Origin of the sequence: Butyricimonas sp. (assembly GCF_019423355.1) — a bacterium.
Taxonomy (GTDB): domain Bacteria; phylum Bacteroidota; class Bacteroidia; order Bacteroidales; family Marinifilaceae; genus Butyricimonas; species Butyricimonas faecihominis.
On the sequence record NZ_JAHZBP010000007.1, the window covers coordinates 17,098 to 29,207 of the forward strand.

Sequence of the window (12,110 nt, forward strand, 5' to 3'; positions counted from 1 at the left end):
TATATTCTAACATTAATGTGCCTCGTACCAGCTTTTCCCGTAGCCCGTACCCACGGTTAAAGGCACCGCTAAGCTCACAACGTGTTCCATGCAATCCACCACAAGATTCTTCAATTCCTCGATTTCCTCGTGATGACATTTGAAATTCAACTCGTCATGCACCTGCAAAATCATCTTGGAACGTAATCCCCGTTCTTTTAATTTCTGATGAATACATATCATCGCTTTCTTAATAATATCGGCTGCCGATCCCTGTATAGGAGCGTTCACCGCGTTCCGCTCGGCAACACCCCGTACAACCGCATTCCGGGAATTTATATCTCTCAGATAACGACGGCGGCCCATGATCGTCTCCACGTACCCTTTTTTCCGGGCTTTCTCCACGGATTCTTCCATGTAACGTTTCACTCCGGGATAAAGGGCAAAATAGCCTTCAATCAGTTCCTTACCCTCTTTCCGGGAAATTTTCAGCCGTTCCGCCAATCCCCAAGCCGAAATACCGTAAATAATCCCGAAATTAGCCGTTTTCGCCCGTCGTCTCATCTCCGGGGTCACCTCGTCCAAAGGCACATGATAAATTTTAGATGCCGTTGCAGCATGGACGTCTTCCCCTTTCAGGAAAGCATTGATCAGCTCCGGCGTACCACTTAAATGTGCCATCAATCTTAACTCTACCTGTGAATAGTCGGCCGAGAAGAACCCATAATCCGGATCTCCCGTGATAAAAGCTTTCCGAATGTTCCGACCTTCGGCTGTCCGGATAGGTATATTTTGCAAGTTCGGATTCAAGCTACTCAATCTTCCGGTTGCCGCCTCCGCTTGGTTAAAATGCGTGTGAATCTTTCCGGTTGCCGGATCAATATACGTGGGTAAAGCCTCCGCATACGTGGTCAACAATTTCTTTAATCCTCGGTAATTAAGTATATGTCCTACAATCGGGTGAGCATCTTCTAATTTTGACAACACCTGTTCGGAAGTACTGTATTGGCCTGTTTTGGTTTTCTTGTTGCCGGGATCAATATTCATCTGGTCGAATAATATCTCGCCCAACTGCTTGGGAGAGCTAATATTGAATTCTTTACCGGCCATTTCATATATAATTTTCTCTGTCTCCGCGATTCTTATTTTCAAATTCTCGGATAGCTCATCCAGTGCCACCTTATCAATGGACACACCCTCGTACTCCATATCAGCCAAAACAGATACCAAAGGCATTTCAATTTCTTCGTACAACTTATAAAGTCCGACTTCCTGTAAAGCCTCTTCCAACTTTCCTTTCAAGCGGAATAATATATCCGTACGTTCGGCAAAATCCTTGTCTTTCTTGGCTCCTTCATCGGGAAATAAGGATAATTGAGGATTCTCGGTATTATCTCCTTTTATCAAGCGATAATTCAGCATTTCCAAAGCAACACGTTCCAGTTCGTGGGAACTATCCGGTTGTAGAACGTAATGTGCAATCTTGACATCAAATATTTTATTTAGAATCTCTACCCCGGCTCTTCTTAACCAAATAATATCGTCCTTCACGTCATTCGAGATCAAAACTTTGTTCTGATCTTCAAGAATAGGTTTAAATAAACGAATCACGTCCTCGGCCTTATCCTTTACTGAAGGTAACCGCAGATAACAGGCAGTATTAACGGCTGTTGAAAAACAGAGATAGTCCGGATAAGAGTTGTAAATCGTGCCATCTCCAAAGATCACGTTCAGCACGTATTCCGGGGCCTCCTTCAACTTCTGAAGTAATTCATCCCGTTCCGCCACAGTAGTGATTTTCCGGTAATCAACTTCTTCCGGGTGAATGGTCTCTACCAAATTTTCCTCGTGTTCTATCATGAACACTCGCTTTGCCAGAGAGAAAAGCTCCAATTCATTGAAGATCGGCTTTAACACATCGTCTTGAATCTCACCCAATGCCAAATCTTCAGCATTCACTTCTGTGGGTACTTCCGTGTTGATAGTCACCAGTTCCTTTGATAAAAAGACAGTATCCTGACAACACAACAAGCGCTCTTTTTGTTTGCCTTTCAGCTCATCTATATGTTGATATACCCCTTCTATACTTCCATATTTATAAATCAATGTGGCAGCACTTTTCGGTCCGACACCATCACATCCCGGCACGTTATCCGCCGTGTCACCCATCAAACCAAGAATATCGATCACCTGTTCCACCCGCTCGATCCCGAAATGATCCAATACTTCCGGAATACCCCACACTTCAGACTTATTTCCGGCACGCCCCGGTTTATACATGAACACTCGTTCGCTGACCAACTGGGCGTAATCTTTATCCGGCGTGATCATATATACCTGAAACCCTTCTTTCTCTCCCCGCTTAGCCAGCGTTCCGATCACGTCGTCCGCCTCGAACCCGCTGACAACAATTGATTTAATGCCTAATCCTTCAATAATACTTTTAATATAAGGAACCGACTTTCTCAGGTCCTCCGGCATCGGGGGACGCTGGGCCTTGTAGGGCGGGTACATTTCATGACGGAAAGTAGGACCTTCTGGGTCAAAAACTACTGCCAGATGAGTCGGTTTTTCCAATTCAAGCAATTCCAGTAAAAAATTAAAAAAACCGAAAGTGGCCGATGTATTTATTCCCGTTGTCGTGATCCGGGGATTATTGATAAACGCGTAATATGAACGGTAAATCAACGCGTAAGCATCCAGCAAGTACAATTTTTTCTCCTCGTTAGTCATCATCTTTCCTTTTCAAATTAATCCACACAAAGTTAGACTTTTTCTCCTAACTTTTCCGCTTACTTATTTGTTTTATATTTCAGAATACCTATATTTGTCCCGAACAATGAAAAGAAAATGAACATGATGTACACCTCATATTACTATTTCTATTATTACTTTCCGGAAAAGTAAAGGGGAATATTGTGATCATATAAAATATACAGGCCCCGAATTTCGGGGTCTTTTTTTATTTAAAACCATAGACATGAATACTATTTTTTCACATACAGGTCGTTATTATTACTACTATTATTATTACCTCAACAACAGCTGGGATGACCTTGTATTACCTGTAAAAATGTAAGTAACACGTATTATATTCATTCAACCCGGCTGATCCCAGCCGGGTTTTTTAGTCTTACTTAAAATCTAAAAATCATGAAAACACAGAAATCAAATCTTCAGAAAGGAAACAAGAACACGCAAAGTCATGTATCAGTTTCAAAACAAGCACGTAAAAAGACTTCCACTAAAAAAGTATCCAAATTCAATTTCAAACACGGAACGTTTTGTTGAAATACATCATCCGCCGGGAGCTATCCAAAAAGTAAAGGGATAGCTCCATTTTTAGAAAAGAAAAGAATATCTTTGAATTCTAATTTTGTAGTTAAAATGACCAAGCCATTAGAAATACAATCCTATTCCGAATGGAATCTGTTCACCCGTCAAGAACGTCCGTTAATGATAGCGGGTCCTTGCAGTGCTGAGAGTGAAGAGCAACTTTTTAACACGGCAACTCAACTGAAAAACAATGGAATAGAAGTTTTACGAGCCGGAATATGGAAACCTAGAACCCGTCCGAATTGTTTTGAAGGAGTCGGAGTAAAAGGATTGCCTTGGTTACAAAATATCCAAAAGGAATTGGGAATGAAAATTTCCACGGAAGTCGCCAATGCCCATCACGTGGAGGCTGCACTGAAATACGGGATGGATATGGTATGGATTGGCGCCCGTTCTACGGCAAACCCGTTTGCTGTTCAGGAAATTGCGGAATCTTTAAAAGGAGTTGATATTCCGGTTCTCGTCAAGAATCCGGTAAACCCGGACATAGAACTATGGATCGGTGCTTTTGAACGTCTCTATTTATGCGGTATTACAAAATTAGGAGCTATTCATCGCGGATTCTCGTCCTATAATAGCACTCGCTATCGTAATATGCCTCAATGGCAAATACCGATTGAATTAAAGCGACGCATCAAGAATCTACCGCTTTTCTGTGATCCCAGCCACATCAGTGGTCATAGAGAGTATATCCAAGAAATATCCCAGAAAGCAATGGACCTAGGATTCGACGGGCTAATCATCGAGTCTCACGTGAATCCGGATTGTGCATTAAGTGATGCTTTACAACAAATTACTCCCGATCAATTAAATCAAATTCTCGCCCATCTGATCATCCGGGAAGAACATCCTAACAACTCAAATAATACCTTAATCATCGAAGAACTCCGGGAAAAAATAGATACTCTGGATAACACGATCATGGAAGTCCTTACCAACCGGATGAAAATTATTGAAGAGATCGGAACGTATAAAAAACAAAATAATATTACTATTCTCCAACCGGATCGCTGGGAAAAAATCCTTACCCGTGTCCTTGAAGAGGCCCGCAAGAATAATTTGAGTGAAGAACTCGTGGAACGCGTGTTCAAAGCCATTCACCAAGCCTCTATCGATCGTCAAACGGATATTATGAACGAATAATTATTTATCATCTGCATCATTTAAATGAAAATAATCATACACGACATTTCCTTTAGCCGGGCCTATGGCTTTTGCTAACTCTTCACGAGATGCCTCTTTTATAGCATTTACAGATTTAAAATATTGTAATAAAGATACTTCTGTTTTCTCACCTATACCTTTAATTTCACTTAATACACTAATTGTCTGTTTTTTCTCTCGCAATTTACGATGAAAAGTGATACCAAAACGGTGAGCCTCGTCCCGGATGTGCATTAATGTCTTTAAAGCCACGGAAGTTTTCGCCAACAAATAAGGATCTTTATCTCCGGGATAATATATTTCTTCCATTTGCTTGGCCAAACCGATAATAGGCACTCTTTCCAACAAATCTAATTTACGCAATGTGGCCACGGCTGAACTTAATTGTCCTTTTCCACCATCCACCACAATCAAATCAGGCAACTCCCCACCCTCTTCAAGTACCCGGTGATAGCGACGGTACAATATCTCTTCCATCGAGGCAAAATCATTTGCCCCAATAACAGTTTTCACGTGGAAACGTCTGTATTCTCGCTTTGCCGGTTTACCGTCTATAAAAACAACACAAGAGGCTACAGGATTGGTTCCCTGTATATTAGAGTTATCGAAACATTCCATCCGGTGAGGTAATCGAGGCAATTTCAAATCATTTTTTATCGTATTTAGTAAATCTAATTTACTATCCTGCCGACGTAATCCCCGTTGACGTTCCCGATCCATTTTAAAGAATTTCACGTTCCGTTCGGATAACTCCAATAGCTGTTTTTTCTCCCCTCTTTGCGGGATAGCATAGTTCATTCCTTCCATCAATACATCCGGGTAGAAAGGTACTAGAACCTCCCTAGAGCGACTATTTACCAACTGGCGGATCTCAAAAATGGCAAAAGAAAACAAAGACTCCTTCGATTCATCCAATTTTTTCTCTAATTCAATAGTATGCACTTGATTCACAGCTCCATGAACAATTCTCAAGTAATTCACATAGGCATATTTTTCATCTTCCAAGTAAGAAAATACATCTATATCGTTTATCGAAGTACTTACTATCGTGGATTTTGTTTGATGAGTTTTCAATGCTTCTATGGCCTCCTTCATTTCCTGTGCCTTTTCGAATTGAAGGGAAATAGTATATTCCTTCATTTTTCGAGTCATAAAATCAATCACGGAAGAAATATTTCCTTTCAAAATATTCCGGATCTGTGCAATATATTCCATGTATTCCTCTTCCTGCACGTATCCGACACAAGGCCCCATACAATTTCCGATATGATATTCCAGACATACTTTATACTTTCCACTATAAATAGCTGATTTATTGAGAGATAAATTACAAGTTCTCAATTTATACAGCGATTTTATCAAGGAAATCAAGGTGTTAGCATATTTAGCCGAAGTATAAGGCCCAAAATATTCTGATCCGTTCCGGATAAATTTCCGAGTAGTAAAAACTCGTGGAAAAGCCTCTTTTGTAATACAAATCCAAGGGTACGTTTTATCATCTTTCAACAGAATATTATACCGGGGTTTGTATTTTTTGATCAAATTATTCTCTAGTAATAGCGCATCTTCCTCTGTATTAACTACAATGTACTTCAAATCCCGTATTTTACGGACCAAGACCATTGTTTTAGATGTCTGATTTGTCTTTACAAAATAAGATGAAACTCTGTTTTTCAGATTCTTAGCCTTACCTATATATATAATTACTCCATTTGCATCAAAGAATTGATACACGCCGGGAGTCGTAGGTAATTTACTGACTTTCTCTTTCAATCCAAATTCATCTTCTGTCATATACTATTTCACAAAATCAAACTTCTCAAAATCAAATATACCTTTTTCTCCTATTTTTAAAGTAGGTATAACAATTAATGCCATAAATGAAAGTGTCATAAAAGGAGACTTTAGCGGTGTTCCCATTTTTAAAAGCATTTCATTTAATTTCATGTAGCGATCTGCCACTTCTCTCCCACTTTTATCACTTATAATACCACCGATAGGAAGGGGTAAAGAGTGTAATTTGCCCTCTTCATTCACGGTTAAGCCACCTTTTTCCTTTATCAATTCATTTATAGCAAGCATTAAATCTTGATCGGTACAACCCACCGCAATAATATTATGCGAGTCATGTGATATAGAAGAAGCAAAAGCTCCCCGCTTTAAACCGATACCCGAAATAAAACCGACCTGCGGTTTAGAATTAAAGTAACGATTTAAATAAACTATTTTCAAAACATCTTTATCTAAATCCGATTGAAAATTTTCTATCTTTTCATCGAAATGAAGGGTTTTACGGTCTGTCAAAAGACTATCAGGTTTTACTTGAATACAGGTAACATCTCCAAAAACATTAGTATGGAGATCAGATAAACTTATTTCATCATGATGAAACTTATTTAATAAAGGTACATCACAAACCGGATTATTTTTATAACAGTTTTCACCATAGACTACCTCCCCACGAATATAAGTAGAACGTATATTCAAAGATTCTATATCATCCAGAATAATGAAATCCGCACTATCCCCAACATGCAAAGTTCCTATATTTAGATTATAAAAACGTACCGGATTAAGACATGCAATCTGCAAAATATCAAAAATACCAAAGCCATCAGCCAATGCTTTTTTGACAATTTTATTAATATGACCTTCATTTAATAAGTCGTCAGCATGTGAATCATCCGTGCAAAACATGACGCTATCCGTACGTGTAGCAATCAATGATTTTAACGCATCATAGTTTTTAGCAGCACTTCCCTCCCTGATCATAATGTGCATTCCTTTCGAAATTTTCTCTTCTGCCTCTTCTAGGGTCGAAGATTCATGATCGGTTTCTATACCATGAGCAATATATGAACTCAATAGATCACCCACGAGTTCCGGTGCATGACCATCTATTTTTAATCGGTATTTTTTGGCTATTTCTATTTTTCCAATGACATCCGGGTCATTATTTATAACCCCAAGTACATTCATGACTTCAGAAAGCATCGTAAACTTTCCGGTTTTTGCTAATTTATCCGTATCTTCTATAGATAAAATGGACCCCGGTTTATCGAATGAAGTTGCGGGAACACATGAAGGAATACCCCAAAAGAATTTTAAAGGTGCCTTTTCTCCATTATTCACCATCAATTCGACCCCTTCTACCCCTAAAACATTGGCAATTTCATGCGGATCGGCAACCACTCCCACTGTTCCATTCGGAATTACTAATTTGGAAAACTCGACAGGCATTAACATGGAACTTTCCACATGGACATGCGCATCTATAAATCCCGGCGAAATATATTGATCATACGAATTAGAATTCCTTTCTATATTTATGATCTTTCCTTCAGATATAGATATAGCGCAAGGATAAAATTCCCTGTTTTCTACATCAATTAAATTCCCTTCAATAATTTCCATTTTATACCTCGGTTTTTGTTTGTAATTTTTACCCTACAAATATACCTTTTTACCCGAATTTATTCAATAGTACCCTTCGCACTATTTTCAATGTTCCACGTGAAACATTTCTTTTATCTTCCCAATAAAATCAATAAAACATTGATGTCAGAAGGTGATACTCCTGTAATACGTGATGCCTGTCCAATAGTTTTCGGATTAATCTTTGTCAATTTTTGACGAGCTTCATAAGAGAGAGAAGTTATCTCCATATAATTAAATTTATTCGCAATAACTAAATTTTCTAACCGATTCAACTTATCAGCAATTAATTTTTCTCTCTCGATATATCCCGAATATTTAATTAAAACTTCGGCAGCCTCTATGATTTCTTCCCGCAAATTATTATCAAAAATAAATTCTTTTAAAGAAGGAATTGAATCTACAATTTTAGGAATGGTTACCTGTGGTCTCGAAATAATATCAATCAATTTTATTTTTTGGCGGATAGGCGAAGATTCTAAACTTTCTAAAGTCGGATTAATTTCTTCGGGTGAAATACTAAAATTAGTAACAAAATCCATCAACCGATCACGTTTCAAAATTTTATCTTCAAACACAGCAAAACGATCTTCTTTCACAAGACCTAGAGAATATCCTAAAGGAGTCAACCGGGCATCCGCATCATCCTGCCTCAATAAAATTCTATATTCCGCACGAGAAGTAAACATACGGTAAGGTTCATCTACCCCTTTTGTAACTAAATCATCAATCAGTACCCCAATGTAAGCCTGATCTCGATTCAGTACGAAATCTCTATTTTCATGAAGTGAAAGATGGGCATTTATTCCGGCCATCAATCCTTGAGCCGCTGCCTCCTCATATCCGGTAGTCCCGTTTATTTGTCCGGCAAAATAAAGTCCCTTGATTAATTTTGTTTCTAAAGTCGGATACAATTGAGTAGGTTGGAAAAAATCATACTCAATAGCATAACCCGGTCTGAAAATTTTTACATTCTCAAAACCCTCCACATTTCTCAATGCCCGCAATTGAATATCCCAAGGTAAAGAAGAAGAAAATCCATTCAAATAATATTCGGTTGTCTTCTCCCCTTCCGGCTCCAAAAACAAATGATGACTATCTCGATCTGAAAAAGTATCTAATTTAGTTTCTATACTCGGACAATAACGAGGACCTATACTTTTTATCGTACCATTAAATAAAGGACTATCATCAAATCCTTCCCGTAAAATATCATGTACGACTTTATTCGTATAGGCAATATAGCAAGGTCTCTTCTCAAGTGAATTCGTATACGCGAAACTCAGAAAAGAGAATTTATGGAAATCATTATCTCCATCTTGACGGGTTAATTTAGAAAAATCAATACTTCGACCATCTATACGAACCGGAGTACCCGTTTTCATCCGCCCGACTGCAAAACCATATTCTTTCAACTGATCGGATAAACCATAAGTAGCCGGTTCTGAAATTCGACCACCGGGAAAGCTAACCCGTCCGATATGCATCAGACCGTTTAAAAAGGTACCATTAGTCAAAATCACTCGACGGGAACTAAAAGAAATCCCTAATCTAGTTTTGACCCCGGTAACCTGCCCTTTATCCAAAAGAAGTTCGATCACGTCATCCTGCCACAAATCCAGATTATCAGTATGCTCTACCCTATCTCTCCATTCGGCAGAAAAAATCATTCGATCACACTGAGCCCTTGGACTCCACATAGCAGGTCCCTTAGACAGGTTCAGCATACGAAATTGGATTGTACTTTTATCTGTTACAATGCCAGATCCACCACCTAAAGCGTCTATCTCTCTAACAATCTGACCTTTAGCAATACCACCCATAGCCGGATTACAAGACATTTGCGCTATCTTATTCATATCCAACGTAATAAGTAGTGTCTTTGATCCTAAATTAGCTGCAGCACAAGCTGCCTCACAACCAGCGTGTCCGGCCCCTACTACAATAACATCATATACGGGCAGTAATTGTGACATAATTATATCATTTTAAGCAATTCTAAGCAATGATTTTCATTTTGACGCATCTCTTTCGCGTCAGCATCTGATTTATCTTTAAAACCTATTAAATGAAGTACAGAGTGTACGACAACCCTATGTAATTCATCTTCATAAGTTGTATTGAATTCTAAAGCATTGGATTGAACTGTATCAAGACTGATAAAAACATCACCTGACAATATTTTTCTCTCGGAGTAGTCAAAAGTAATAACGTCGGTGTAATAATCATGATTCAAATATTTCCTGTTTACATCTAGGATATAATCATCATTACAAAAAATAAAAGAGATCGTTCCTAATTGAAACGAATAATCATCAGCAACAGCTTGTAGCCATTGTTTCACTCTCTCTTCATTAAAAAAAGAAGGAATATCACATTCCTCATTAAAAAAAAGAAGTTCACTCATCTATATATTATAAATTGAAAACCATGGTCACCTTTGATCCACCATCTTCAAAAATCAAATCATCAGAAAGCGTTTTCATCAGGTAAAGACCACGTCCTGCATCTTTTTCTATATTATCCGGTAAAGTAGGGTCCGGGATATAAGAATAATCAAAACCTTCTCCCTCGTCTTTCACGGCCACGAATAAACGCTTTTCTTCTTCATAAACCAAAAACTTAACATGCTTTGAAGAATCCAGTTTATTTCCGTAAAGAATTGCATTATTAACAGCTTCAATAACACACAAACTTATCTTGCCGAACACATCCGGTTCGACATTATAAACATCCGAGAAATAATCGATAAAGTTCTCAACTTTAACGATATTACCAATTTCAGAGGCAATCGAAAACTCTAATTTGTCCATCGCAATTTCAAATAATTAATAACGATCATCGCAATCATAACCAAGCCTTTTTTACTCACCATTTTACTCATATTCCGCAGCTATAAAAAGCAGTATTCTCACTATCTACCGTCTAGCGAATGTAAGTAAAATATTTTTAAATACCAACCACCAATAAAGTATATTATTAATCTTTCAAACATACTCCTACTCTACCAAGGCGTTAACCATAATTGTGGATCTAAATTGTCTTTATCTCTCCAAACTTGAAAATTTAACGTACTGTTATTACCACTACTCACAGCCAGCTTGCCAATTTTTTGTTTCACATTGACGGTGTCCCCCTTCTTAATAAATATCTCCACCAAGTTCGAATACACCGTCAGATAATTTCCATGCCGCACAATCACAACGTTATTATCCCCCGGGATAAACATTATTTCCGTCACCACACCCTTAAATACCGCTCTAACATCAGCATTCCGGGATGTCGTAATAGTAATTCCTGCATTATTTAACTTCACCTGTTTAAAAACAGGGTGTACATTCACCCCGAATTTCTCCGACACAAATCCCTGTTCAACAGGCCAAGGTAACTTTCCTCTATTTTTAGCGAAATCGTCGGAAATAAGTTTCTCTTCTGGTGTTAATTTATATGTAGAATTTTTACTCCCCGACTTTTTAGCCTGAGCAGCAATGAGTTTCTCCAATTCTTTTTTAAAACGTTCTCTGTTCTTAATCTCAATATTCAGCTTTCGTAGAAGTTCTTTTTCCTTTTTCTTCAAATCCGCTATATACGTGTTCGCCTCATTTTGTTCCCGGATCAATTGATTATTTTGAGAGGTAATTTTAGACTGTGTTTCACTTTTCAGAGTCATCAATTTACTCAATTCTTTATTAATGGCGGTCAATGAATCGTTTGTCTGTTCAATTAACTGAATCTGCCGCTTGGAATAATCCTGAACCTGTTCAAAATATTTATACCGGGCATAAGCCTGGGCAAAACTCGAAGAAGAAAATATATAAATTAATTTATCCGATTCATTCCTCTTCTTCCAAGTCTCGTACACCATCTTAGAATAGAATTCCAGCATCCGTTGTTTATCGGATTCCAAACCAGATTTAACAGACTCATTCTTTTTAATCTGACCATCAAGGTAATTCACCTCGTTCGTGAGAGATTGAATCATCTCTTTTCCCTTACTGATTTTTTGGTTGATGATCGATACTTTCTGTATAGTGGAAGATTTATCTTTACGGGCATTTTCCAGTAACTTATTCAAATACGCAATTTCCTTCTCCGTCTTTTCATTTTTCTTTTTAATCGCGTCAATCGACTGCGAGTAAGAAAAAGTGAAAGAAAACAAGAAAATCACGATTAATATGTTACGACAAATATCCATG

At 38.1% G+C, this 12,110-nt stretch carries 8 protein-coding genes; 1 reads left to right on the plus strand and 7 read right to left on the minus strand.

Translation table 11 applies throughout. The features are described 5' to 3' along the window. Nucleotides 1-12 precede the first annotated feature (12 nt). Entirely contained in the window at nt 13-2,715 is a 2,703-nt protein-coding gene (polA, locus tag QVC79_RS10805) for a DNA polymerase I (RefSeq protein WP_333562710.1), read from the minus strand. 651 nt (nt 2,716-3,366) lie between these two features. Here polA and QVC79_RS10810 point away from each other — a divergent pair. Next, the gene (locus QVC79_RS10810; RefSeq protein WP_270594670.1) at nt 3,367-4,458 is read left to right on the plus strand and encodes a bifunctional 3-deoxy-7-phosphoheptulonate synthase/chorismate mutase type II; all 1,092 of its coding nucleotides are present in this window, start codon (nt 3,367-3,369) and stop codon (nt 4,456-4,458) included. Here QVC79_RS10810 and uvrC read toward each other — a convergent pair whose 3' ends face one another. From uvrC to QVC79_RS10840, 6 genes are all read right to left on the minus strand, one after another. Beyond that, nucleotides 4,459-6,273: an excinuclease ABC subunit UvrC gene (uvrC, locus tag QVC79_RS10815; protein ID WP_270594668.1), complete on the minus strand. Its 1,815-nt coding sequence runs from the start codon at nt 6,271-6,273 to the stop codon at nt 4,459-4,461. A gap of 3 nt (nt 6,274-6,276) precedes the next feature. After that, nucleotides 6,277-7,893: an adenine deaminase gene (gene ade, locus QVC79_RS10820; protein ID WP_270594666.1), complete on the minus strand. Its 1,617-nt coding sequence runs from the start codon at nt 7,891-7,893 to the stop codon at nt 6,277-6,279. A 113-nt stretch (nt 7,894-8,006) separates the two neighbouring features. Beyond that, a complete protein-coding gene (gene mnmG, locus QVC79_RS10825) occupies nt 8,007-9,890 on the minus strand; it encodes a tRNA uridine-5-carboxymethylaminomethyl(34) synthesis enzyme MnmG (RefSeq protein WP_270594665.1) in 1,884 nt (627 codons plus the stop codon). Nucleotides 9,891-9,892: 2 nt separating this feature from the next. Beyond that, nucleotides 9,893-10,321, minus strand: coding sequence for an rRNA maturation RNase YbeY (gene ybeY / locus QVC79_RS10830; protein ID WP_124318316.1), 429 nt, complete (start codon nt 10,319-10,321; stop codon nt 9,893-9,895). A 7-nt stretch (nt 10,322-10,328) separates the two neighbouring features. Continuing rightward, nucleotides 10,329-10,727, minus strand: a complete 399-nt coding sequence (locus QVC79_RS10835; protein WP_270594662.1) for an ATP-binding protein — start codon at nt 10,725-10,727, stop codon at nt 10,329-10,331. 191 nt (nt 10,728-10,918) lie between these two features. Continuing rightward, nucleotides 10,919-12,109, minus strand: a complete 1,191-nt coding sequence (locus QVC79_RS10840) for a murein hydrolase activator EnvC family protein (RefSeq protein WP_270594661.1) — start codon at nt 12,107-12,109, stop codon at nt 10,919-10,921. Between the last annotated feature and the right edge of the window lies 1 nt (nt 12,110).

Excerpts from the sequence above, each read along its gene's own strand:
- mnmG (WP_270594665.1), bottom strand. The coding sequence starts at position 9,890 with ATGTCACAATTACTGCCCGTATATGATGTTATTGTAGTAGGGGCCGGA.
- polA (WP_333562710.1), bottom strand. The coding sequence starts at position 2,715 with ATGATGACTAACGAGGAGAAAAAATTGTACTTGCTGGATGCTTACGCG.
- ade (WP_270594666.1), bottom strand. The coding sequence starts at position 7,893 with ATGGAAATTATTGAAGGGAATTTAATTGATGTAGAAAACAGGGAATTT.
- QVC79_RS10810 (WP_270594670.1), top strand. The coding sequence starts at position 3,367 with ATGACCAAGCCATTAGAAATACAATCCTATTCCGAATGGAATCTGTTC.
- uvrC (WP_270594668.1), bottom strand. The coding sequence starts at position 6,273 with ATGACAGAAGATGAATTTGGATTGAAAGAGAAAGTCAGTAAATTACCT.
- ybeY (WP_124318316.1), bottom strand. The coding sequence starts at position 10,321 with ATGAGTGAACTTCTTTTTTTTAATGAGGAATGTGATATTCCTTCTTTT.
- QVC79_RS10835 (WP_270594662.1), bottom strand. The coding sequence starts at position 10,727 with ATGGACAAATTAGAGTTTTCGATTGCCTCTGAAATTGGTAATATCGTT.
- QVC79_RS10840 (WP_270594661.1), bottom strand. The coding sequence starts at position 12,109 with ATGGATATTTGTCGTAACATATTAATCGTGATTTTCTTGTTTTCTTTC.